This window comes from Paenibacillus sp. BK033 (assembly GCF_004345425.1).
Lineage (GTDB): Bacteria > Bacillota > Bacilli > Paenibacillales > Paenibacillaceae > Pristimantibacillus.
Window position 1 is genome coordinate 705,194 of sequence record NZ_SLVP01000001.1, and the last position, 21,853, is coordinate 727,046.

At 50.6% G+C, this 21,853-nt stretch carries 25 protein-coding genes; 9 read left to right on the forward strand and 16 right to left on the reverse strand.

All coding sequences use genetic code 11. The features are described 5' to 3' along the window. Positions 1 to 65 precede the first annotated feature (65 nt). The gene (locus tag EV294_RS03060; protein ID WP_132303682.1) at positions 66 to 1,754 is read left to right on the forward strand and encodes an ABC transporter substrate-binding protein; all 1,689 of its coding nucleotides are present in this window, start codon (positions 66 to 68) and stop codon (positions 1,752 to 1,754) included. A 69-nt stretch (positions 1,755 to 1,823) separates the two neighbouring features. On the opposite strand, the gene pstB is transcribed toward EV294_RS03060, so the two are convergent. The 4 genes from pstB to EV294_RS03080 all read right to left on the reverse strand — a co-directional run bounded on the left by pstB (position 1,824) and on the right by EV294_RS03080 (position 5,422). Then, a complete protein-coding gene (gene pstB / locus EV294_RS03065; protein ID WP_207918089.1) occupies positions 1,824 to 2,582 on the reverse strand; it encodes a phosphate ABC transporter ATP-binding protein PstB in 759 nt (252 codons plus the stop codon). Between the two features lie 16 nt (positions 2,583 to 2,598). Next, positions 2,599 to 3,486 (reverse strand): phosphate ABC transporter permease PstA, encoded by an 888-nt coding sequence (gene pstA / locus EV294_RS03070; RefSeq protein WP_132303687.1) that lies wholly within the window; start codon positions 3,484 to 3,486, stop codon positions 2,599 to 2,601. Beyond that, on the reverse strand, positions 3,483 to 4,385 hold the full coding sequence (gene pstC / locus EV294_RS03075; RefSeq protein ID WP_132303689.1) for a phosphate ABC transporter permease subunit PstC: 903 nt from the start codon (positions 4,383 to 4,385) through the stop codon (positions 3,483 to 3,485). Before pstC ends, pstA begins: the two co-directional genes overlap by 4 nt. A 95-nt stretch (positions 4,386 to 4,480) precedes the next feature. Then, positions 4,481 to 5,422 (reverse strand): phosphate ABC transporter substrate-binding protein, encoded by a 942-nt coding sequence (locus tag EV294_RS03080; protein ID WP_132303692.1) that lies wholly within the window; start codon positions 5,420 to 5,422, stop codon positions 4,481 to 4,483. Between the two features lie 194 nt (positions 5,423 to 5,616). Here EV294_RS03080 and EV294_RS03085 point away from each other — a divergent pair, with 194 nt between their 5' ends. The 5 genes from EV294_RS03085 to EV294_RS03105 all read left to right on the forward strand — a co-directional run bounded on the left by EV294_RS03085 (position 5,617) and on the right by EV294_RS03105 (position 9,607). After that, positions 5,617 to 6,897, forward strand: a complete 1,281-nt coding sequence (locus EV294_RS03085; RefSeq protein WP_132303696.1) for an acetylornithine deacetylase — start codon at positions 5,617 to 5,619, stop codon at positions 6,895 to 6,897. 34 nt (positions 6,898 to 6,931) lie between these two features. Then, positions 6,932 to 7,303 carry a DinB family protein gene (locus EV294_RS03090; protein WP_347813051.1) on the forward strand — a complete coding sequence of 124 codons (372 nt, stop codon included), beginning with the start codon at positions 6,932 to 6,934 and terminating at the stop codon, positions 7,301 to 7,303. 70 nt (positions 7,304 to 7,373) lie between these two features. Continuing rightward, entirely contained in the window at positions 7,374 to 7,991 is a 618-nt protein-coding gene (locus EV294_RS03095) for a hypothetical protein (protein WP_132303699.1), read from the forward strand. A 109-nt stretch (positions 7,992 to 8,100) separates the two neighbouring features. Then, positions 8,101 to 8,727, forward strand: coding sequence for a hypothetical protein (locus EV294_RS03100; RefSeq protein WP_127495988.1), 627 nt, complete (start codon positions 8,101 to 8,103; stop codon positions 8,725 to 8,727). A gap of 106 nt (positions 8,728 to 8,833) precedes the next feature. Further along, complete coding sequence (locus tag EV294_RS03105) at positions 8,834 to 9,607, forward strand: TetR/AcrR family transcriptional regulator (RefSeq protein WP_132303701.1); 774 nt, start codon at positions 8,834 to 8,836, stop codon at positions 9,605 to 9,607. 68 nt (positions 9,608 to 9,675) lie between these two features. Here EV294_RS03105 and EV294_RS03110 read toward each other — a convergent pair whose 3' ends face one another. Beyond that, a complete protein-coding gene (locus tag EV294_RS03110; protein WP_132303703.1) occupies positions 9,676 to 10,464 on the reverse strand; it encodes an ABC transporter permease in 789 nt (262 codons plus the stop codon). Beyond that, complete coding sequence (locus EV294_RS03115; RefSeq protein WP_132303706.1) at positions 10,461 to 11,348, reverse strand: ATP-binding cassette domain-containing protein; 888 nt, start codon at positions 11,346 to 11,348, stop codon at positions 10,461 to 10,463. The genes EV294_RS03110 and EV294_RS03115 overlap by 4 nt, the downstream gene beginning before the upstream one ends. A 200-nt stretch (positions 11,349 to 11,548) precedes the next feature. Between EV294_RS03115 and EV294_RS03120 the strand changes: the two genes are divergently transcribed. Continuing rightward, complete coding sequence (locus EV294_RS03120; RefSeq protein WP_132303709.1) at positions 11,549 to 11,872, forward strand: YtxH domain-containing protein; 324 nt, start codon at positions 11,549 to 11,551, stop codon at positions 11,870 to 11,872. A gap of 109 nt (positions 11,873 to 11,981) precedes the next feature. Here EV294_RS03120 and EV294_RS03125 read toward each other — a convergent pair whose 3' ends face one another. From EV294_RS03125 to EV294_RS03135, 3 genes are read right to left on the reverse strand one after another with little or no spacing between them, the layout of a single operon-like run. Then, on the reverse strand, positions 11,982 to 12,758 hold the full coding sequence (locus EV294_RS03125) for a sigma-70 family RNA polymerase sigma factor (protein ID WP_132303712.1): 777 nt from the start codon (positions 12,756 to 12,758) through the stop codon (positions 11,982 to 11,984). Next, the gene (gene rsbW / locus EV294_RS03130) at positions 12,755 to 13,195 is read right to left on the reverse strand and encodes an anti-sigma B factor RsbW (RefSeq protein ID WP_132305248.1); all 441 of its coding nucleotides are present in this window, start codon (positions 13,193 to 13,195) and stop codon (positions 12,755 to 12,757) included. Before rsbW ends, EV294_RS03125 begins: the two co-directional genes overlap by 4 nt. A 37-nt stretch (positions 13,196 to 13,232) precedes the next feature. Then, the gene (locus EV294_RS03135) at positions 13,233 to 13,691 is read right to left on the reverse strand and encodes a DUF948 domain-containing protein (protein ID WP_132303715.1); all 459 of its coding nucleotides are present in this window, start codon (positions 13,689 to 13,691) and stop codon (positions 13,233 to 13,235) included. Between the two features lie 118 nt (positions 13,692 to 13,809). On the opposite strand from EV294_RS03135, the gene EV294_RS03140 reads away from it, so the two are divergent. Both EV294_RS03140 and EV294_RS03145 read left to right on the forward strand, forming a co-directional pair. Continuing rightward, complete coding sequence (locus EV294_RS03140; RefSeq protein ID WP_132303718.1) at positions 13,810 to 16,479, forward strand: ATP-binding protein; 2,670 nt, start codon at positions 13,810 to 13,812, stop codon at positions 16,477 to 16,479. Next, positions 16,480 to 17,346, forward strand: a complete 867-nt coding sequence (locus EV294_RS03145; RefSeq protein WP_207918091.1) for a CheR family methyltransferase — start codon at positions 16,480 to 16,482, stop codon at positions 17,344 to 17,346. 159 nt (positions 17,347 to 17,505) lie between these two features. On the opposite strand, the gene EV294_RS03150 is transcribed toward EV294_RS03145, so the two are convergent. The 7 genes from EV294_RS03150 to EV294_RS03180 form a co-directional block, all read right to left on the reverse strand. Beyond that, positions 17,506 to 17,928 carry an ATP-binding protein gene (locus EV294_RS03150; protein ID WP_132303721.1) on the reverse strand — a complete coding sequence of 141 codons (423 nt, stop codon included), beginning with the start codon at positions 17,926 to 17,928 and terminating at the stop codon, positions 17,506 to 17,508. Positions 17,929 to 17,930: 2 nt separating this feature from the next. Then, complete coding sequence (locus tag EV294_RS03155; protein ID WP_132303724.1) at positions 17,931 to 18,257, reverse strand: STAS domain-containing protein; 327 nt, start codon at positions 18,255 to 18,257, stop codon at positions 17,931 to 17,933. Positions 18,258 to 18,295: 38 nt separating this feature from the next. Next, a complete protein-coding gene (locus tag EV294_RS03160) occupies positions 18,296 to 18,841 on the reverse strand; it encodes a hypothetical protein (protein WP_132303727.1) in 546 nt (181 codons plus the stop codon). A gap of 82 nt (positions 18,842 to 18,923) precedes the next feature. Beyond that, positions 18,924 to 20,069, reverse strand: a complete 1,146-nt coding sequence (locus EV294_RS03165) for a SpoIIE family protein phosphatase (protein WP_132303730.1) — start codon at positions 20,067 to 20,069, stop codon at positions 18,924 to 18,926. 96 nt (positions 20,070 to 20,165) lie between these two features. Continuing rightward, positions 20,166 to 20,567 carry a YflT domain-containing protein gene (locus EV294_RS03170; protein WP_132303732.1) on the reverse strand — a complete coding sequence of 134 codons (402 nt, stop codon included), beginning with the start codon at positions 20,565 to 20,567 and terminating at the stop codon, positions 20,166 to 20,168. A 50-nt stretch (positions 20,568 to 20,617) separates the two neighbouring features. Continuing rightward, positions 20,618 to 20,779 (reverse strand): DUF1328 domain-containing protein, encoded by a 162-nt coding sequence (locus EV294_RS03175; protein WP_015843467.1) that lies wholly within the window; start codon positions 20,777 to 20,779, stop codon positions 20,618 to 20,620. Between the two features lie 207 nt (positions 20,780 to 20,986). After that, complete coding sequence (locus EV294_RS03180) at positions 20,987 to 21,745, reverse strand: glycerophosphodiester phosphodiesterase (RefSeq protein WP_132303735.1); 759 nt, start codon at positions 21,743 to 21,745, stop codon at positions 20,987 to 20,989. Between the last annotated feature and the right edge of the window lie 108 nt (positions 21,746 to 21,853).

Below are 21,853 nucleotides of genomic sequence, written 5' to 3' on the forward strand. Positions count from 1 at the left end.
TAACCGGAACGGCCATGAGGCCAAGTTCTGTTATATAAATGCAATTATTAAAAGGGAGGCACGGCATGAAAAGATTCAGTAGAGCAATGGGATTGATTTTATCGGTTATCATGTTGATGTTCGTTATGGCGGCTTGCAGCGGGAATAACAATGAAAAACCAAGCAACAGCTCGGCTTCGCCAGCGGATACCGCGGCTGGTTCGGATAATGCTGCGGCATCGGACAAACCGGCCGAAGATTACGCTTACGGTGAGGACGTTACGTTCCACTCGAATGAGCCGGTAAAGTACTCCATGATGTTTAGCGACAATGAAGGTTATCCTTACAAAGCGGACTGGAGAATCTGGAGCGCCATTCAAGAGAAAACAAACGTATCGTTTGACCTGTCGGTTGTCGCGAGAACCGAATACGAGAACCAAAAATCGCTTCTCGTAAACAGCGGCGACGCTCCGTATATCATCCCTAAAACTTATGACGAATCCGCATTCGTTGCAGGCGGGCAAATCGTTCCGATCAGCGACTATGTGCAATACATGCCTAACTATCAAAAAGCGGTAAAAGCTTGGGGCATGGAAGACGACCTGAAAGCGAAGATGCAAGCCAACGGTAAATACTACGTTCTTCCGGGCATGTGGGAAGCGCCGGGCGGCGGCTACTCGTTCGTTATCCGCAAAGATGTTTTCGAGAAAGCCGGCGTAGACCTGTCCAAAGAAACGAGCTGGACATACGAAGATTTCTATGCGGCGATGAAGAAGGTTAAAGAATTCACAGGCGCTAAATACGTATTCTCCGATCAATCCAAAGGCGAATCCACTTTGAATATCGCAGCTGTGGAATACGGCGTAACGGCTGGCTGGGGTAAAGCAAACGGCATGCGCTTCAACCAGGACACGAAGCAATTCGAATTCGCCGACAATACGCAAGACTTCAAAGACTATGTTTCGTACTTCAATAAGCTGATTACGGAAGGCATCATGGATCCGGAATCGTTCACGCAAGAAGACGATGCGGCAAAAGCGAAGTTCTACAAAGGCGATACTTACGTGATCAACGCCAACTATCAAGTGTTCACGGATATCCAAACAAAGATGGAAGATCCAAATGCCCAGCTGATGATCATCACGCCTCCAGGCGGTCCTAAAGGCCAGCTGCAAGTTGAAAACTCCCGTCTTGAGAACGGCATTATGATCAGTGAAAATGCTTTGAAAGAGCTGGGCGAAGAGAATTTCATTAAAATGCTTCGTTTCGTTGACTGGCTCTGGTACTCCGATGAAGGTCAAACACTAAGCCTGTGGGGTGTAGAGGGCGAGACCTACACGAAGGACGCAAGCGGTAAAATTACGCTTAATCCGGATATTACCTACAACGGCATGAACCCTACGGCAACGAAAAAACTGAACGCAGACTACGGTTTCGGCGGCGGCGTATTCGCATACGGCGGTACGACGAAGCTTAGACAGTCGAAAATGACGGACGGCGAAATCGACTTCAACAACCGCATTCTGAACAACCGTACGGCTCGTCCAGTAGCGCCGCCGATTATGGCTACGGCGGACGAAAGCGAACAGCTGAACCTGATCTCGAAGCCGCTTATGGATTATGTAAGCACGATGACGCTCAAATTCATTACGGGCCAAGAGAAGATCGACAACTTCGACAGCTATGTCAAACAAACGCAAGCGAACGGCAGTGATCGTTACACGCAAATGGCTAACGACATCTTCGGTAAAACAAAGAGTATTCTTGGTTATTAATCCATAACGACAATAAGGGCTAGATGAACCTGACCGGTTCGTCTAGCCCTTATTCGATAAGCCGCCTCATTAACCGAAACGGCCTGTAATATAGTCATTTGTCCGTTGATGCGTAGGATTGGTGAAGATCGTCTCCGTTTTATCGTATTCAACCACATGTCCGTTTAGGAAGAAGGCGGTTTTGTCGGAAACGCGCGCAGCCTGGTGCATGTTATGGGTAACGATAACGATGCTGTAATCCTGCTTCAGCTCGGAGATCAGCTCTTCGATCTTGGAGGTCGAAATCGGATCAAGCGCGGAAGCCGGTTCGTCCATCAAGATGACATCGGGCCTAACGGCAATCGTGCGCGCGATGCAGAGACGCTGCTGTTGACCGCCGGATAAAGCCAAAGCCGATTTATGAAGACGGTCCTTGGTTTCTTCCCAGATTGCGGCTTTCCGCAGGGATTGTTCGACAAGCTCATCCAGCTGCCTCTTGTTCTTAATGCCGTGATAACGCGGGCCAAAAGCGATATTCTCGTAAATCGATTTGTGGAACGGGTTGGGACGCTGCCATACCATCCCGATTTTTTTGCGAAGTGCCACGACATCCGTTTCCGTGCCGCTGATCTTCTGCTCTTTCAGCCAGATGTCGCCGGTAACCCGGCAGGAGGGGATCAAGTCGTTCATCCGGTTCAAGCTTCGGAGAAAGGTGGATTTGCCGCAGCCGGAAGGACCAATCAAGGCGGTCACTTCTTTTTCGGCGAAATCAAGCGAGACGTCATGAACGGCATGTTTTTCTCCGTAGTGAACATTTAATTGTTTGGCGGCCAATGCGATTTCTGTCATGCTCTCTACTCCTTTCCTATTTCGAAGCCGTGAATTTATTATGCATGTAACGTCCCAGCGCCCTAGCGCCTAGGTTGAAGAGCAGAACCGTAATAACGAGCACGGCCGAAGCGCCTGCCGCGATTTGCGTAGCATCCGGAGCAAGACCCTCCGAGTTAACCTTCCAGATGTGAACGGCAAGAGTCTCGGCCGGACGCATCGGGTTAAGAGGCGAAGCGTTATGGAGCGGATTCCAGTCGGAAAAGTCAAGGCGCGGGCTGCTCATGCCGGCGGTGAACAGAAGCGCTGCCGCTTCCCCGAAGATCCGGCCGGCAGCCAGAATCGAACCGGAAAGCACGATGGGCAGGGCGATCGGCAGTTGAACCGAACGGATGGTTTTCCATTTGGAAATACCAAGCGCAAGACTTGCTTCCTTCTGCTGAAGCGGTACGCTGCGGAGACCTTGCTCGGTAATCCGCACCATCAGCGGCAGGTTGAAGATCGTCAGCGCGATGGCGCCGGACAGCAGGGAGAAGCCCAGATTGAATTTATTAACGATAACAAGAAGGCCGAACAAACCAACGATAATCGAAGGGAAGGAAGACAAAACTTCGACGACCAGACGGATTGCGGAGGTGATCCTGCCGCCTTTAGCGTACTCGCTCATATAGATGCCGGCACCGATGCCAAGCGGCACGGTAATGATCATCGTAAGAACAAGCAGGAACAGCGAGTTGAACAGCTGAGGTCCGATACCGCCGCCTTTACGGATCGTTTCCGGCGGGGAAGTCAGGAAGTGCCAGCTGATATGGCCAAGGCCGCGGAATAAAATGTAGCCCAAAAGTCCGATCAGGGCGAGAGCGATTAAGCCCGTGACGAAAATAATAATGCCGGTTGCGATTTTATCTACTGTTTTGGCACTCATAGCTTCTTCCTTCCTTCCAGCCAGCGAATGATAAAGACGAATACAAAGGTCATAAGCATCAAGATTAATGCAAGCGACCACAGGGCGTTATTTTGAACGGAGCCCATCGCCGTATTGCCCATGCTAAGCGTAATGGCGCTGGTCAGCGTTGAAGTCGATTCGAACAGGGAGTGCGGGATATGAGGCGCGTTGCCGATTACCATCTGAACGGCAAGGGCTTCGCCAAATGCTCTCGCAATGCCAAGCACGATACCTGTCATCTGCGCGGGAAGCGTAGTAGGCAGGACAATGCGATATATCGTTTGCCAACGGGTTGCGCCAAGCGCGTAGGAGCCTTCCTTCAGGCCCGCGGGCAGGGAAGCCAGCGCATCCGTTGCTATAGTCGTAATCGTAGGTAAAATCATAAAGGCGAGTACAAGCGCGCCTGCTGCGATCCCGACGCCTTGGCCAGGGAACAGGTTGCGGAATAATGGAACAATGACGCTTAAACCAACAAATCCGTATACAACGGAAGGAATGCCTGCAAGCAGTTCGATAACCGGCTGCATAAACGTACGGCCTAGCTTCGGAGAGAGCTCAATCATAAATACCGCTGCGCAGAACCCCAGCGGAGCGGCAATGATTGCAGCAAGAATCGACGTGCTGAACGATCCGAAAATAAACGGCAATGCGCCAAATAACGGCGGCTCGCCATCCGGTTTCCATTTGAGTCCTGTTAACAAATCTTTTACGTTTACGCCGTTTACGATAAAGGTGCTAAGTCCTTTTGAAGCGACGAAGTAAACCATCGAAAAAATGGTGATGATAAGAAACAAGATGCAGATGAATGTATATACTTTGCCAACCCATTCCTCCGCAAGATGCGGCGTGGCTACTTCCCGATCATTAGACTTCTTCATCGTGACCACCCTTTACATAGTTAACATATAGGCATGCAGTCAAGAGACGAGCTGGCCCGCCTCTTGACTTTGCCTTTTATATACTTAGAGATTGATTATTTCGTTACGGCACCTTGAGCATCGCGTTTAACTTCCATTTTGCTAACCGGGATGTAGCCCATTTCCACTACGTCGCCTTGTTCGCCTTGAACATCTTCGGAAACCATGTAATCGAGGAAAGCTTTAGTCGCTGCATCAGGCTCGCCTTTTGTATACATGTGCTCGTAAGCCCATACCGGATAAGTGCCGTTAGCTACGTTATCTACAGTTGCTTCAACGCCTTCGTATTTAACAGCTGCGACCGAATCGTCCAGGTAGGACAGAGCCAGGTAACCGATAGCCCCCGGTGTTTCGCTTACAAGCTTCTTAACCGTACCGGAAGCATCCTCTTGGATCGAACCTTGAAGGTCTTCCGTTTTAGTGCCAAGCGCGAACTTCTCGAAAGTAGCGCGAGTACCGGAGCTGGAAGGACGGTTAACGATTTGGATTTTCTCGTCTTTGCCGCCAACGTCTTTCCAGTTCGTTACTTTACCCGTGAAGATGTCAACCAGCTGTTGTTTTGTCAGGGTGTCAACGCCAACGTCTTTGTTCGTTACGGCAGCCATAGCGACTACGGCTACTTGATGGTCAACCAGCTCGGCTGCTTTGTCGGCATCGAGCTTCTCTTCAGCGAATACGTCGGAGTTGCCGATTTGGGCTTGGCCTTCCGATACTTGCGTCAGACCAGTACCGCTGCCGCCGCCTTGAACTTGAATCGATACGCCGGAGTTTTTCTCCATGAACTCTTTGGATACTTGGTCAACCAGCGGTTGGAGAGCAGTAGAGCCTGCTGCCAGAATCGAACCGGACAGATCAGCGGAAGCCGTGTTATTTGTTGTTGCATTGTTTGTAGCGGCAGCGTTACCATTGCTTGCACCGTTGTTCGTATTGTTATTGCCGCAAGCTGCGAGCGATAACGACAATGTCAGTGCCATCGTGACGATCAGAGATTTTTTCATTTTAGTAGGTTCCCCTTCCAAACTTTTGTTTTTTGTTTTGCTTACATGAGTTATTGTAGTTGGGCTACGTAAACGCAAAACGTTATTCATGTTAACGCAATGTAAATTTTTTTGAGAGTTGTTAAGGTTGTCCGCATGATTGTAATCCTCTATAGTAAGGGTGACATTTTCCTTACGAAATGAGGATGAAATAGATGAAGGAAGCTGGACTTAAGCTTATACTCGATCAGGTGGAAAGCAGGCAGGATGAGTTAGTCGCCTTGCTCTCTGAGCTGGTCGCTTTCCCGACGGTAAGTCCGCCGGCGCGCAATACGATGCAAGCGCAGATCTTTATGAAGGAACAGCTGGATCGTCTTGGCTTCGAGACGGAACTGTGGGAGGTTTATCCGGGAGATCCGAACGTAACGGCCGTCAAACGGGGAACGGAGAGCGGCTCATACAAAAGTCTGCTTCTGAACGGGCATATGGACGTGGCGGAAGTAGGCGACAGCAAGGAATGGTCCGTCCAGCCGTTTCAATTAACGCTTAACGACGGACGTGTATACGGCCGCGGGACAGCGGATATGAAAGGCGGCCTTGCCGCTTTGCTGTTTGCCATCAAGCTGCTGGCGGAAGCAGGGATCGAGCTGAAGGGGGATTTGTTTTTCCAATCGGTTATCGGGGAGGAGGCCGGCGAGGCTGGCACAAGAGCCTGCATGGAGCGTGGCTGCGAGGCGGATTTCGCCATTGTGGCGGATACAAGCCATCTCGCGGTTCAAGGGCAAGGCGGAGTGATTACCGGCTGGGTTACGGTGCAAAGCCCGGTTACCCATCACGATGCGATGCGCTCCCGGATGATTCACGCTGGAGGCGGGCTGCATGGGGCCAGCGCGATCGAGAAGATGGCAAAGCTTATTGCCGGCTTGCAGGAGCTTGAGAGGCATTGGGCAGTAACGAAGTCCTATCCGGGCTTCCCGCCGGGCTCCAATACGATCAATCCGGCCGTTATCGAAGGGGGACGCCACGCCGCGTTTGTTGCGGACCGCTGCTCGCTTTGGATTACGGTTCATTTTTATCCGGATGAGGATTATGAATCGGTAGCCGCGGAAATTGAAGAGCATCTAATGCGCGTGGCGCAAGGCGATCCATGGCTGCGGCATCATCCGCCAACGTTCCGGTGGGGCGGCAGATCGATGATCGAGGAGCGGGGAGAAATTTTTCCTTCATTAGAGATTGATCCGCATAACGATGGAGTGAAGACGTTGCTGACGAATCACCGCGCTGTGCTGAACCGCGCAGCCGAGGTCGGAATGACTCCAACGGTTACGGATGCAGGCTGGATCGGGCGTGCAGGAATCCCGACGGTTATTTACGGGCCGGGTGAATTAAGCAAAGCGCATGCCGTAGACGAAAGCCTTGATCTTAGTGAGCTGATCGAATATGCGAAGGTGATGGCCGCCTTTACCGCAGACTGGTGCAACCGGGAAAAAGCCTGAAAGATGAAAACGAAGATTCGTATCGGCAGAACAACTGTCTTACAAGCCATGGGAGAAAGGAATGTCGCTGGCCCAGCTTGTTCTGCATATTACGGGCGCGATGGATATGTTTGCGAAAACGGTTCAAAACGGCGTATACACGCCAGGGGCTAAGCCCGCTGCGCCTTCAACAATCGAGGAATTGAAGTCTGTCGTGGCTGCGGCAACGGAACAAACGGAAGCCGTTCTTCGTTCCCTCACGCCGGAACAGCTTGAAGCGCCAATCGATTTCTTCGGCAACTCGCTTTCGGGCCACGCTCTGCTGCAAAATGCCAAAGACCACGAAATTCATCACAAAGGACAGCTATTTGTCTATTTGCGGCTGGTTGGCATCGAGCAGCTGCCGTCTTACGTAAGCAAGGGCTAAGGCGCTGTAAAAGTATAGCACTGGACGGTGCAAAGCGCCGGATGGTATGATGCTTGAGGGTGATTACTATATGAATAATGATTTGACGAATGCGAATAATAACGAAAATAACGATAATACCGAAGTCTGGGATGCGCTGATGAAGACGATTTTCCAGAAGGGACTCGCGACGCTGAGACCGTTTTTTCCGCATGTGGAAGGTCTATTAGTGAACGATGAGAAATTTGGGCAAATCTTTATCTACCGCGTGACCAATGATTTCAAGAAATCTTATGACTGCGGTTTCTTCCTGCGCGAGTTGGCTGAACAGTTCCAGGATGGCGGCCGAGAAGCCGGCGAATGGATGGCGTCCTTCTTCTACGAGCTGATGAAGACGAACAAAGGCGGCAAAGAGCTGCCTGCTCCTCCCGACAGCGAACAGAAAGAGGAACAATTCATCGATGATGTGTTGTTCCCGCATTGCCTTAGCGCGGTCAGCGAGGAGTTTGCGCCGCTTGCGATTACGGGCAACAGAGGGCTTGACGAGAACCTTACGCCTGTTCTTGAGCTTGGCTTCAAGGATGTTCCGGAAGAAAAATGCGTTTTCCCGATTCATTATCTGTACAAAATGATGCAGCTCAACCGCGATCCTTCGGATACGATTCTCGTCCAATTGGCCAAGCTTCGTCAGAAGTATGGCGTAGAGTGAAGTGGATTGATGAACGATTGATGAACCGTCTCCTGCGAGGGGCGGTTTTTCTTTTGGACTAGACTGATGATTTGTTGGAATGATATGATGATTACGGGTGAAGCGAATAATGAATAATGAGACGACAAACGAAGAGATCCAAGGCAATTCAGAGGAAGAAGCGAAGCAATTCGCTGAGCTTGTCAAGGCGGTCCAACATAACGGCTTTGTCGCTTTGAGACAGCATTTCGAAGATGTTCAAGGGCAAGTATTGAACCAGGAGCTTTACGGTCCCGTGTTTGTTTACAAAGTGAAGGATGAATCCGGCAGCGATTACGTTTGCGGCTTTTTCCTTCGTGAGTTAATCGCGAATTTCCAAGCGGGCAACGAAGAGGCGACAGAATGGATGGCTTCGTTCTTCTACGAATTGATGAAGACCGAAGGGGGAAAGCCGCTTCCGCAGCCTCCTGCAAGCGAAGATGATGCCAAGGCTTTAATCGATAAAGTTCTCATCCCGCATTGCATCAAGTCTGTTGAAGACGAATTCCCCGAGGAGAAGGTACATGCTGGCCTTGCCTGGAACGAAGAGCTGAAAGGACCTGTATTCGAAACGGGTTTCCCGGCGATTTCCGACGGCAATAATGTTTGCGCTTTCTCCCTGCATCTCTTGTATACGCATCTTTTGATTAACCGCGATCCTGCGGAATTGCTGCTCCGGGGATTGTACAAGATCCGCGAAGAGCATGGCATGGATTAGAAGAAACAGCTCCTTGACAGGGGCTGTTTTTTTGTTGCCGCATCTTTTGTGATATACTGTTTATTAAGTACACAATTATGGCGAGACCGGTATGGAGGATAATGGGATGGAGCATGGTGATGAGGAAGACGTACTAAAATCCTTGCCGCGGGGAGTTGCATTGGCATGGGGGCTGGTGAAGGAATCGCAGAGGGGACCGAAGCGCGAGCTTTCTATCGACCAAATTGTTGCGGCTGCAGTAGAGCTGGCGGATAAGGAAGGACTTCAGGCTGTCTCGATGAGCCGGGTTGCTTCATCTTTGGGTTTTACGGCGATGTCGCTTTACCGCTATGTGCAAAGCAAAGACGATTTACTGCTGCTTATGCAGGAGTCGGTCTGCAAGCTTCCGGATAGGCCGGAGGAAGAAGAGGCGGATTGGCGCGAGGGTATGCGGCAGTATGTGCGGGATTGCATTCACGTATTTCTGAAGCATCCCTGGTATGCGGATATTCCGGTATCGGGCGTGCCTCTAACTCCTAATAATCTTCTGTTCGTGGATCTGGCCTTGCGGCCGATGCGGAAGCTTCCGCTTAATGACTTTGAGAAAATGTCTACCGTTCTGCTGCTCAGCAATTACGCGCGTTCCACCGGTCAAATTCAAAGGGACATGGTTCGAGCGATTGAAGGTGGGGCAAGTCCAGGCTCCTTCAGCGGACTCGATTATACGAAGGCGCTTAAGATTCTCGTGAAGGAGGAGCATTATCCGGATCTGCAGCCGCTTATTGCATCAGGCGTATACACGGAGGAGAATCCGGCGGATAATCCAATCGGCAATGATTTCGATTTCGGCCTGGAGCGGATTCTGGATGGAATTGAGCATTATCTCGCTTCCAAAGGTTAGATGAGAAAAAAGCCAGCCGTTTGATGAAAATCATCAGATGGCTGGCTTTTTCTATGAGCGGAATCCTGTTAACGGCGTCCCGCCTTTTTGCGGAAGGAGGAGATGCTCCAGACGAACGCAAGCGTCAAGATCAGCAGGCACCAGCCGATCGCCCACCATGCGCTGCTGCCGAGCGGCGTGCCCGTCAGCAATCCCCGGATTGTCTCGATGACCGGCGTAATCGGCTGATGATTGGCTACGCCTTGCAGCCACGAAGGCATGGTGTCCGTTGGCACAAAGGCGCTGGACAGATAAGGGAGGAACAGAAGAGCAAAGCCGTATCCGCTTGCTGCCGCCGGACTTCCCGCTACCAGGCCGATTGCTGCGAATAACCAGGTGAAGGTCAATATGAATAGGGTAATGACGGCGAGCGCAAGCACCCACTCGATAAAGCCGGCGTTTGGACGGAAACCGACAAGCATGGCTACGCCAAATACGACGCCGGTTGCGAACAAATTACGGGCGAGACTGGCTGCGACATGACCGGTCACAACGCTGAGGCTTTTAATCGGCATCGTCCGGAACCGGTCGATAATGCCGTTGGTCATATCGTTGGATACGTCAACGGCTGTGCTCGAAGAGCCAAACCCCGCGCATAGCAGAATAATGCCGGGTACCACGTAATTGACGTAATCTCCGGTGGAATCTATTGCTCCTCCAAAGACGTAAGTAAAAAGAAGCATCAGCATCACAGGCAGCATAATCGCCATAATGAGAGCCTCCGTATTGCGCAGGCTGTGACGGAGACTGCGGCCAATGAAGACAAGGTTGGTTGTCAGCACGGATGCCGGTTTTACAGGTTTGGTTGAAGCGATCATACGCGTTGCACCTCTTTCCTGTTTGTTGTTAAAGCGACAAATACGTCATCCAAGCTAGGTCTTCGGATTTGGACCCGCGTCCCGGGCGGAACCGAATGAACAAGCTCATTCAGCGTACGGCTTATATCCTGAATGCTGCCGGTTGTCGGTACTGTATGAATGACTTCATCATGGCCGTTTAATAATTCAATGACTTCTCCTCCGACTCGTGCTTTTAATTGCTCGGCACTGCCGGTCGCCACGATCCGGCCGCCGTTAATGACGGCAATCTGATCGGCCAGCTGATCGGCCTCCTCCAAATATTGCGTAGTCAGAAAGATGGTCCTGCCTTGACTCGCCAGTTCGCCGATGATATCCCACAATGCCCGGCGGCTGACGGTATCGAGGCCGGTTGTAGGTTCGTCCAGAAAGATAACGGGGCGGTCTACCACAAGGCTGATAGCAAGATCGAGTCTTCGGCGCATGCCTCCCGAATAGGTTTTTACCCGTTTCTTTGCGGCGTCAACAAGATCAAATGCCTTTAGCAGCTCCTCCGTACGCGTACGGGAATGTGCCGAACTAAGCCCTGAAAGCCTGCCGATCATGCGTAAGTTTTCCTCGGCGGACAAGACCTCGTCCACAGCGGCGAACTGGCCCGTGAGGCTGATCTGTTGCTTGACGAGCTCCTGCTCGGTCTGGGCATTAAAGCCTCCTACGAATACCTTTCCGCCATCGGGTGCAATTAAGGTAGACAAAATATGAATCAGGGTTGTTTTGCCTGCTCCGTTAGGACCCAGCAGGGCAAAGACGGAACCGGCCGGTACGGATAGATCAAGTCCGCTTAGCACGGTTTGCTTGCCGAAGCTTTTACGGAGACCCGATACTTCAATCGCTATTGATTTCACAAAGCGCCTCGTTTCTGTGTACAATGTACACTGATTATTATGTAAACAGTATATGATATAAACATTAAAAGATGCAATGGTTTTTATAAAAAGGACAAGGATAAATTTTGCTGTTTCAAAGAACCGGCAAACGTGTAATAGATAATACGAGATCGAAAATACGGTTTCGAATACGAGAACGGAATAAAGGAGAGATAACTATGCCAAAGGAAAACACAGGTAGCGGTCTGCTGGTAGGTACAATTGTCGGGACAGCGGTAGGTGCTGTCGGGGCGCTTCTGCTTGCGCCGAAAACGGGTGTGCAGCTGAGGGAGGATATCTCGAATAAGTTCCAGGCACTCAGCCAGCGTACTCAGGAACTTGCTTCTACGGCGAAGGACAAAACAAAGGATGTTCTGTCCAGCGTTAGGGAAGAGGCGTCGGATTTGACGGATAGGGCGAAGAAATCCAACGAGCATGTCATGGATGCCTTCAGCGCCGCCAAAGACGATGTGAAAGACAAGGTGAGATCCACTACGAATTAAGAAGAGGATCGAAGGAAGAGGCTGTCCACCGGACAGCCTCTTTCTTTTGCGCTTATTGGGCAGGCAAAAAGATACCGCCTGTCCTCCCAAGGGAAGACAGACGGTTCGTTCAGCCTCCTTCGCTTTGCGGCGGGTGAAGGAGCTGCCTTAATTTATCAAGCGCGCGCTTCTGGAAGCGGGATACGCTCATTTGGGATACGCCAAGCTGATCGGCAATTTCACGCTGGGATTGGCCATGCTGATAGACCAGAACCAGCACCTTGCGCTCTTCTTCCTTTAGCTGCGCCATTGCTTCGTTCAAGGCAATCCGGTTATCGACATGGCTGTATTTATCGCTGTGATCGCTGATGATATCGCCAATTGTCGCGCTGTCGCCTTCGCTGGAGAGCGGGGTGTCAAGCGAGACGTATTGATAGGATTCACGGGAAGACAGGACCTCGATCGTTTCCTCCACCGATAGTCCCAAATATGCGGCAATCTCGTCCATCTTGGGAGAGCGCTCGAGCTTGGTTGTCAGCTCGTCGATGGCCTTTTGGACGAGCAGGCCTTTTTCCTTCATATTCCGTGGCACCTGTATGTACCAAGATTTGTCGCGCAAATAGTTTTTAAGCTGACCAATGACGCTTTTCATGGCGTAGCCCTCGAATGGAACGCCTTTGTCGCTGTCATACTGCTTGAACAGCCGCAGCATGGACATCTGTCCGACTTGATAAAGGTCTTCGTAGAGGTCGGGGCGGTTTCTAGAAATTTTTGATACGGCCATCCGCACCAATGATTCAAAATGCTGCAACAATGCCGTTGCGGCATCATTGCAGCTCGTTTCCTTGTATCTTTGAAGCAGATCGGTAATCTGTTGCTGATTCAGGCAGGACGATTGTGATTTCATGCCATCTCCTCTTTCCTACCAAGTCGCTTGGTTAGAATCACCTCGGTGCCTAATTCCGAGTGGACCTCTACCTGGTCCATCAAAGCCTGCATCAGAAATAGACCGAGACCTCCCACATTCGCGTCGATTAAAGGCTTTTCGTGCAGGGAAGCTTGGGCAATAACGGTTGGCTCGTAATGAAAGCTGTTGCCGGAATCCTTCACCCGTATTTGAAAGGAGTCTTTCTCTGCTTCAAAGATAACCTCTATAACCCCGAATTCCCCTCCGTTATAGGCATGCAGAACAACGTTGCTGCATGCCTCCGTAACGGCTACCTTCATATCCTCGATTTCCTCGTAAGAGAAGCCTTCCTTGGCGGCGAGCCCCGACAGAGTCAGCCGCACGATGTCAATATATTCGGCTTTCGCCGGTATAGTCAAGCTAGTCCATGGTTTCATCATTGTTCCCGTTCCTCTCCGCTTATCCTATTATAGCTTAATGTTGTTTGAGTTTTCTCCAAATCCTCAAGGAGGAAATAATGCCGTCGGCTATGGCAGCCGTAACCTTGCCGCTTCCGCTGCTCGGCCGGGCGCTTTCGCTATCGATGATCTCCCGCTGGGACTTGCTTTTGATTGAAGTAACGAGGCCGGCAGCCGTTTCCTTCATGACGCCGGTAAAGCTGTGAAGAGTCTGGCCGATGTCATGCACGGTTGCGAATACGACATCCAGCGAGCGGAGCTTCGTGCGGACATCCATGGTCATTTCACTGGTATTATGAATCATTTCCTTCACGTCTCCGCTGATCATGGAGACGTCGGTTCGAAGCTCCCCAACCGTATTGCGAACTTCGTTTAAGGTTGCGGTTAACGCTTTGATGGTCTGAATAAGGAAAAACATCAGGATGACGAAAGCAACCGTAATGACGGCTATAATGATCTGAATGAAAATATCCATGACAATCACATCCTCTTTTTTTCTTTAAATACCCTAGAAATATGTAAATGAAACAGCCGTCTAATTGTAAATATAATGGTATACTTGCTTTAAGAGATTAAGAGAGAAGGAGATTTCTATGCTTCGAGCACTCAAATTTAATATCAGAACCAAGATTGCAATCGGGTATTTCCTTATTCTTATCTGTTTAGGGGCTTCGATTGTAACGGTGACGGACCGTATTGAGGCGCTGCAAAACGAGGTTGAGACGATAACGACCAGGGATGTGCAAATCCAAAGTCTGATTTCCGCCATTCAATATGATGCCCTAAATATGGCAACTGCCCACCGGGGATATCTGCTTACAGGAGAAGAGAACTATCTGGATCCCTACGAGAAAAGTAAATCCGAGTGGGAATCAAACTATACGAGCCTATACGCTTATATTTCAAATCCAATAACTCAAAAAGATCTTGAAGATGTCAAGATGACAATACAGGAATGGCTCACCAAGGTGGCAGAGCCTACGATTGCAATGAAAAGGCAAGCTCAAACTGAAGATATTTTAGACGTTTTCAACAAAGATATTGGCAAACAGCAGATGGACAGCCTCCGAACGAAATTCGATAGCATCGGAAATCAGGAAGTCCAGGCAACAAGGCTTGAAATCATTGATCTTGAAAATAAGAATAGAATACTAACGGTCGTCATCTACATCCTGCTGCTAGTCGCAACCATTATTTCGTTTATGATTGTATCCTTCGTGTCCGGCTCCATTGTGAAAACAATCAAGCAGGTCGTGGAGACCATTAAGGAAATCGCTTCTTCCGGCGGCAATCTGGCAACCCGGATCAAAGTCAAGACAAGAGACGAGATCAAGGAGCTGGGGGATGCAACCAACGAGCTGCTTGCCAGTCTCGAAGCGAAAAGCTGGATTCAGGCCAAGGTTGCGGAAGTTGCAACAATGACGCAAGGCATTAATGATCTGCAGGTGCTGGCCCAGACTTTTCTGACGAAGGTTGCGCCGATGGTGAACGCTTCCTACGGCGTATTTTATATCCGGAAAGGGGCGGGCGATCAGCAGCGTCTGGAGAAGCTGGCCTTTTATGCCAGCTCGGAAGAAGCTGCAGGAAAGCCGGATATCCGCTTTGGAGAAGGACTAGTAGGGCAATGCGCTTTAGAAAAACGTATCTTCCTAATTAATCAGACGAATGAGAGTCCTCCTCTTATTTCTACGGGCTTATTTCAGCTTGAGCCGCGCAGCATACTGATCGTGCCCATTGAATATGAGGGCAGGCTGGAAGCCGTTATCGAATTCGCTTCGCTGGAGTCCTTCACCTCCCAGCATCTGAGGCTGATGGAGGAGGTCGAAAAAGACTTCGGCATTGCGGTTAACAATGTAGCCGGACGCATGGAAGTCGAACGTCTGCTTAGCGAGTCGCAGGTGCTAACCGAAGAGCTGCAGATGCAGCAGGAAGAGATGCGGATGACAACCGAGCATCTGGAAGAGCAATATCTGGTCGCCGAGCAGAAGACCAAAGAGCTCGAGAAGGCCAAGGAGGAACTGGAGGATTACTCCGAGCAGCTGGAGAAGAGCTCGCAGTACAAGTCCAATTTCCTTGCGAATATGTCGCATGAGCTTCGTACGCCGCTCAACAGCATTCTGATTTTATCCCAGCTGCTGGCAGAGAACGAGAACCATACGTTAAACGAAGACGAAGAAGGCTACGCCAAAGTTATCCATACATCGGGCACGGATTTGCTCAAGCTGATCGACGATATTTTGGATCTGTCGAAGATTGAAGCGGGGAAAGTCATTCTGACCGTGGATGAAGTGAATCTGACGGAAATCCCGGAGCTTTTGAAGCTGACCTTTAACCCCATAGCGGAAAAAAGAGGAGTCGGCTTTGCCATAGACATGTCCGAGACCCTTCCAACCCTCTGGTATACGGATGGACAACGCCTGCAGCAAATTTTGAAAAATCTGCTGTCCAATGCTTTTAAATTTACGGAGAAGGGCTCCGTTCAATTAAGGTTTGACCATACGGACGACGGGCTGCTGGCGATTTCCGTGAAGGACACGGGCATTGGCATTCCAAAGGACAAGCAGAAGCTGATCTTTGAAGCCTTCCAGCAGGTGGACGGCAAGACCAACCGGATTTACGGCGGTACGGGACTGGGATTGTCCATCTGCAACGAGTTTGTGAAGCTGCTGGGCGGGTATATCCGGCTGGATAGCGCCCTTGGCGAGGGCAGCTGCTTTACCGTCTATCTGCCGATGCTCAGCCAAGAAATGGTTGATTCCATTCAGTTGGCCCAGATGGAAGCCTCGGCGGCTATGGAGCTGGCTGAAGAGGATCCGGTACAAGAGAAGCACCAGCCCGGAGAGCAGGCCCAAGAAGATCAGGCGTCAGGCAGCGTGTTCGCCGGGAAGAAGGTTCTGCTGGTTGAAGATGATGCGCGCAACGTGTTTGCCCTCGTTAACGCCCTGGAGAACAAAAAGATGCAGGTGACGGTCGCGGGCAACGGCAGGGCGTGCATGGATCTCTTAAAGGATAATAAAGATTTTGATCTGGTGCTGATGGATATCATGATGCCGCTGATGGATGGCTATGAGACGATGAGGGAGATGCGCAAGCAGCCAGAGCTTCAGGCCATGCCGATTATCGCGCTGACGGCCAAAGCGATGAAGTCCGACCGCGACAAGTGCCTCGAAGCCGGTGCGTCGGATTACATCAGCAAGCCTTTACAGATGGATCAATTGTATTCGCTTATGCAGGTATGGCTGACGAAACAGGTGGGGAACTAAATGGACGATCAGCAGCACTATTTACCGGATCATACGCTTGATGAACTGCCGGCTAACGAATGGGAAGACGTTGAGATCGAGCTGTTGATTGAAGGGCTGTTCCGAGCTTACGGTTATGATTTTCGCCATTATTTGAGATCCTCGCTCAGGCGGCGGATCCGGAACCGGATGTATATGGACGGCGTGCCGACGGTTACCGGAATGCTGGAGAAGATTCTGCATGAGCCGGATTACGTTCAGAAGCTTACCAACGATTTCTCTATTAAAGTAACGGAAATGTTCCGTGATCCAAGCTTCTTCCGTGCTTTTCGCGAGAGGGCCGTTCCGCTGCTGGACAAGCTGCCGGAAATCCGGATTTGGCATGCGGGCTGTTCGACGGGCGAAGAAGTGTACTCCATGGCTATTCTGCTGCAGGAGCAAGGACTGCTCGGGAAGGCCAGAATTTACGCGACCGATATGAGCGAGCGTGCCATTGAGCAGGCGAAGGAAGGGAAGTTCCCTCTGAAGCGGATGCAGACTTTTACCAAAAACTATCTGCAGGCAGGCGGAACAAAGGAGTTCTCGGCGTATTACACGGCTGACCGGGATTACGCGATATTTGACCGTTCCCTGGCGCAGCATATGATGTTCGCGCAGCATAATCTGGCAACGGACAGTACGTTTAACGAGTTCCATGTGATTTTATGCCGCAATGTCATGATTTACTTTAATCCCGAGCTGCAGGGCCGCGTGCATCGCCTATTCCATGAGAGCTTAACCGAAGCGGGAATATTGGGATTGGGAAGCATGGAATACCTGATCGCTCCTTGGAAGCAGCATTACGAGGAGCTCGCCGACGGCGAGCGGTTGTTTGTAAAGAAGGATTAGATTAATAGGCTCCGGCTGCTGGACTACGCTACATCCAGCAGCCGACCCAAATACGAACATTACGAATATAATCAACGAGCTGTTCAACTGAGGGCTTGGCAACCTAATAAGAGACGATTGCGGCAAAGCAAAAGACCGGCGAATTTTCGCCGGTCTTTCTCATTCGCTTACATATTTGGTAAGAATCACTTCGGTGCTGCTTTCGTTGGACTGCACCAATACTTCATCCATAAGAGCTTCCATTAAGTAAATGCCGAGCCCGCCAACCGGCAGCTCGCTGATTTCGATCCCTTGCAGGGGAGGGCTGGAGATCCCGGCTTCGGTATGCTCGAACGGAGGGCCGTCATTCTTGACAATAATCGTGATGCCCGCCTCGGATGGCTGGAAGGTAACGTCAATCAGGCTGCCGTCTTCCTTGCCGGAACCCCCATGCAGCACGGCATTAGTACACGCCTCGGATACCGCGACCTTCATATCTTCGATGTCTTCATATGAGAAATTGAGCTTGGACGCAATACCGTAAAGGCATACTCTTACGATATCGATATAATCGGCATGGGAAGGGATTTGTAATCTTATCATGATTAACCCTTTGTCCCTTCCGATAAATAACCGGATATGCCCGTCAAATCAAACAGCCGTTGAATGCTCGGCGGAATGTCTTGGACGGAGAACGGCGCATGAATGCCGTCACGGTATTTCAGCACGGATACGATGATGCCGATGCCCGTGCTGTCGATATATTTCAAATCGCGAAGATTGAGCACGAGACCGCGGTCCGTCCGCTCCATCAGCGGTTCCAATGCGGCTCTCAGCTGGGTGACGACCGATAAATCCAGCTCTCCGCCAAGAGATAAAATGTAGCTGTCGTTTGTTTCTTTTTGCTCAATCTGGAATTGCTGTGACTTCATTAGATCCACTCCGATCATTAAATTAGAATAGTCCTCCGTTAGACGGAGGAGATATGGTAATAGGCGATAGATTCAAGAGTGCCGGTGTCGTAATCAATGAACAGCTTGAGAACATTCTCCTGGCGTTCGTATACGATGCCGTCCTCCGCCTTATAATCAGGCTCGCCGAGCGCTTCGATTAACGCTTCGATCGATACCGGGATTTCTTCGTCATCGATCCAAATGGTGCTTGCGCTGCCGCTGACCTTGATTTCATCCATGATTCCGTCACGGAATACAATGTCCATGTTTGGATATTCGTAGGTTTCCATTTCGGTTAGCCATTCATCGCTTGTAACCCGGATCGGTTCGCCAAGCATGCGCTCGACGGTTATTTTATCATCGTAAAGAGAAAGCCCGTTGACGGATTGCAGCCTGAGGTCTGTAACCGTGTAGTCCGCGTGAGAGAAGGTTGCCCACTCGGATGCTGATGCTGTGGCCGTTGTCTGCAGCTCATGAACGGGATGAGGAAGAGACATGTAAGCAAGCGGTACGACGCCGATGATCCCTCCTGCAAGGTAACATGCTATAAATGCATTCTTCATAAGCTATCCCTCCAACCTTTGTCATTCGCCTTATTATCGATTACCCGGGCAGGGGGGGGATTGAAACAGGCTGGAGTAAAAATTATTTCGTATACAAGGTTACAAGGCAAATATCGTCCTTCTGAATCATACCGCTATCCTGAGGGATCATGGAAGCCACCAGTCCGGATGGATCTAATCGATCTTCGTTTTTCATCAGATCGATTAATCTATCGCTCGATGGTTCTTCACCGGTTATCGCAGCCATGCCGTCGGTTAATCCGTCCGTATACAGGATAATCCCGGCGTCCCGCTCATATTGCAGAAGGCCCTTGCTTACCTTCAGCTTATTGAATAAACCAATAGCGCTGCAGCAAGGCTCAAGCAGGGCAGGCTTGCCGTCCAGGAAGGCGACTCCCGGGGGATGGCCGGCATTGACGTATTCAATCGTTTTGTTCTCCACATCAAGCACCAAATAGATGGCGGTAAAATAGTAGTTCATCAGCTCGTCCTTGATATGCAGCTGATTCATGTAACGGTTGAGCTCATGCATGACTTGTTCCATATCGTTTATTCGGGTTATCGTATCCCGCAGCACCGACGAAATGTACATGCAGACAAGAGAGGAAGAGATGCCGTGGCCCATCATATCCAGAAGGATCACGCCGTAACGGTTCTTGTCAATCCGATACCAGTTGTAGAAATCCCCGGCGAGCTCCGAAGAAGGCTGGTAGGCGGCATTAATCCGCATGTTCTCATCGTCAATTTCCGTGCTGAGCACGCTGAGCTGCACCTGCTTGGCCAGCTCCAGATTATATCTCATATTTTTGTCTCGTTCTTTGTGCCGGTCGATTTCCTGCTTCAGCCGCATCGCCGAACGGATACGGGCAAGAAGCTCCATCCGGTTGATTGGCTTCATGACGTAATCGCAGGCTCCCGCATCGAGGGCCTGGGCCATTTTGTTCGAATCGCCAACGGCGGTTACGAAGATGATGGGAATGTCCTTGTAGCGGCAGTCCCGCAATACCGTGCGGCATGCCTCAATCCCGTCGATGTCCGGCATCATCATATCCATCAGAATCAGCTCGACATCCAGGTCTGTCGAGGAAGTGGAGCCTCCTGTGCCAAGCATATCGTAAAGCTCATGGGCTGACGAGGCCGTTAATAGATTTCGATAACCGGCCTTATTCAGGATGGTCTGTATGATAAGTTGGTTGGTCGCGTTATCGTCAACAATGATAATACTCATCCGGAGCACTCCTTTCTTTGTTTCTATTCTTTTAACACTATACCATAGATCAAAGACCTACCCGTAGGAGTAGGTCTTTGATTTTAGAATGTTCGATTATAAGCGGTATTCCGGGTAATAGTAGACGGAGGAGTCGTATTCGTCATCCTTGTACTCCTTGCCGCCCCAGGCAATGACCAGAATTTTGTCCCTGTCCATCTCTTTCTCCAGATGCTCCGCGTATTGCTTCGAGATGCCAAGCGATCTCATCTTGGCGCGAAGTTCATTGCCGGTGGAGCGGAAAATATTGGCGATGGCGGTTCCGACGCCTTCCGCCGCTACGCTGATTTGCTCGGCATCGGTATTTTTGGCAATGCGCTCCGTTCTGTCCTTATCGTGAGTCAGTACAAAGATATTCTCTCTCGCATAGCCCTCGCGTTCGAAGCGGTGAACCTGCTCTTGTACCTCCAGCATGTTGTTGACCGTGTGCACTCTTGTCGTCATGGTTTGAGTTGTCATTGTAATTCCTCCTCGATTTTTAATGAAACGGTGTTGCCGGCGCTTGCCGGTTATGCTCGTCTTCGTCCTAAAATCAGCGATGCGATAAAGAGGACGATAAAGACCACAAACAGGATTTTCGCAATACCCGCAAGCGCGGAGGCGATGCCCAGAAACCCGAACAGGCCGGCGACGATTGCGAAGATGAAGAACAGAAGAGCCCATCCTAACATATTAATCACCTTTCTTTCTTTCGATTGGATTGCTTGCTTGTTTCGTTGTCCTTGCTTGTCTTGCTTGATAGGTAATTAACCACGATTCGGGGAGGTGAAACATCTTCTTTTCGCAAAAAGCACATCAAATAGTTTACTTCATTAATAGTTTCATAAAAAAACAGCCTGCACGGGATCCCGTGCAGGCTGTTAGTCGTGTCCAAGCGATTAAAGACGATTAAGATGCTCTTTCAACAGACCCGGAAAATCGGTAATGATGCCTGTGACGCCGGCGGCAACCAGCCTGTCCCATTCGGCAGGATGATTAGCCGTATAAGGGTAGACTTGAAGACCGGCTGCAAGAGCGTCCTCGGCATCCTGGGCTCCGATAAGTCCATGATGGGGATGAAGCGACCAGACCTCCGTCTCCAGCAGCGCCGCGTACGAAGCATGATGGATGAGGTCGGCCGCATACAGCAATCCGATGCGGAGCTCCGGCTCAGCCTGCTTCAGCCTTAGAAGCAGCTTATGGTCGAAAGAAGAAACAACGGTACGCTCCAGACGGCTTTCGCCGCGGAGATAATCCAGCAGGACCTGATCGAGAAGGGAGCCCGCGGAGTCCTTGACTTCAACGTTGATTTCGATATGCTGCGGGAGCAGATCGTATACTTCCTCCAGAAACGGGACTTTCTCCCCGGCAAAAGCAGGCGAGAACCAGCTTCCCGCATCCGCTTCGCGGATGGTGGCGGAATGCAGCAAGCGGATCGCTCCGGAACTGTCCGTCGTCCGGTCCAGCGTGTCGTCATGGCAAACAATGAGCTTGCCGTCCTCCGACAGGTGAATGTCCAACTCTACCATATGGCTGCCTTGCTCGGCCGCAAGCATAAAGCTCGCAAGCGTATTCTCCGGTGCTTCTCCGGCTGCGCCTCTATGGCCAATAACAATAGGGCTGCTAGCATGAATATTTGGCTCGATTTCCCTCGGCATCTTCTTGTTCCCTCCCAGTCGGGCTTCAATGACATCCAATGGATGACCCGTCGTTCGCCTTCATTATAGGCGGGGAAGCTTCGCATGTCCCCATTCGATTATAAATCT

Coding starts and splice junctions, on each gene's coding strand:
- EV294_RS03060 (WP_132303682.1), top strand. CDS start 66: ATGAAAAGATTCAGTAGAGCAATGGGATTGATTTTATCGGTTATCATG.
- pstB (WP_207918089.1), bottom strand. CDS start 2,582: ATGACAGAAATCGCATTGGCCGCCAAACAATTAAATGTTCACTACGGA.
- pstA (WP_132303687.1), bottom strand. CDS start 3,486: ATGAGTGCCAAAACAGTAGATAAAATCGCAACCGGCATTATTATTTTC.
- pstC (WP_132303689.1), bottom strand. CDS start 4,385: ATGAAGAAGTCTAATGATCGGGAAGTAGCCACGCCGCATCTTGCGGAG.
- EV294_RS03080 (WP_132303692.1), bottom strand. CDS start 5,422: ATGAAAAAATCTCTGATCGTCACGATGGCACTGACATTGTCGTTATCG.
- EV294_RS03085 (WP_132303696.1), top strand. CDS start 5,617: ATGAAGGAAGCTGGACTTAAGCTTATACTCGATCAGGTGGAAAGCAGG.
- EV294_RS03095 (WP_132303699.1), top strand. CDS start 7,374: ATGAATAATGATTTGACGAATGCGAATAATAACGAAAATAACGATAAT.
- EV294_RS03100 (WP_127495988.1), top strand. CDS start 8,101: ATGAATAATGAGACGACAAACGAAGAGATCCAAGGCAATTCAGAGGAA.
- EV294_RS03105 (WP_132303701.1), top strand. CDS start 8,834: ATGGAGCATGGTGATGAGGAAGACGTACTAAAATCCTTGCCGCGGGGA.
- EV294_RS03110 (WP_132303703.1), bottom strand. CDS start 10,464: ATGATCGCTTCAACCAAACCTGTAAAACCGGCATCCGTGCTGACAACC.
- EV294_RS03120 (WP_132303709.1), top strand. CDS start 11,549: ATGCCAAAGGAAAACACAGGTAGCGGTCTGCTGGTAGGTACAATTGTC.
- EV294_RS03125 (WP_132303712.1), bottom strand. CDS start 12,758: ATGAAATCACAATCGTCCTGCCTGAATCAGCAACAGATTACCGATCTG.
- rsbW (WP_132305248.1), bottom strand. CDS start 13,195: ATGAAACCATGGACTAGCTTGACTATACCGGCGAAAGCCGAATATATT.
- EV294_RS03135 (WP_132303715.1), bottom strand. CDS start 13,691: ATGGATATTTTCATTCAGATCATTATAGCCGTCATTACGGTTGCTTTC.
- EV294_RS03140 (WP_132303718.1), top strand. CDS start 13,810: ATGCTTCGAGCACTCAAATTTAATATCAGAACCAAGATTGCAATCGGG.
- EV294_RS03145 (WP_207918091.1), top strand. CDS start 16,480: ATGGACGATCAGCAGCACTATTTACCGGATCATACGCTTGATGAACTG.
- EV294_RS03150 (WP_132303721.1), bottom strand. CDS start 17,928: ATGATAAGATTACAAATCCCTTCCCATGCCGATTATATCGATATCGTA.
- EV294_RS03155 (WP_132303724.1), bottom strand. CDS start 18,257: ATGAAGTCACAGCAATTCCAGATTGAGCAAAAAGAAACAAACGACAGC.
- EV294_RS03160 (WP_132303727.1), bottom strand. CDS start 18,841: ATGAAGAATGCATTTATAGCATGTTACCTTGCAGGAGGGATCATCGGC.
- EV294_RS03165 (WP_132303730.1), bottom strand. CDS start 20,069: ATGAGTATTATCATTGTTGACGATAACGCGACCAACCAACTTATCATA.
- EV294_RS03170 (WP_132303732.1), bottom strand. CDS start 20,567: ATGACAACTCAAACCATGACGACAAGAGTGCACACGGTCAACAACATG.
- EV294_RS03175 (WP_015843467.1), bottom strand. CDS start 20,779: ATGTTAGGATGGGCTCTTCTGTTCTTCATCTTCGCAATCGTCGCCGGC.
- EV294_RS03180 (WP_132303735.1), bottom strand. CDS start 21,745: ATGCCGAGGGAAATCGAGCCAAATATTCATGCTAGCAGCCCTATTGTT.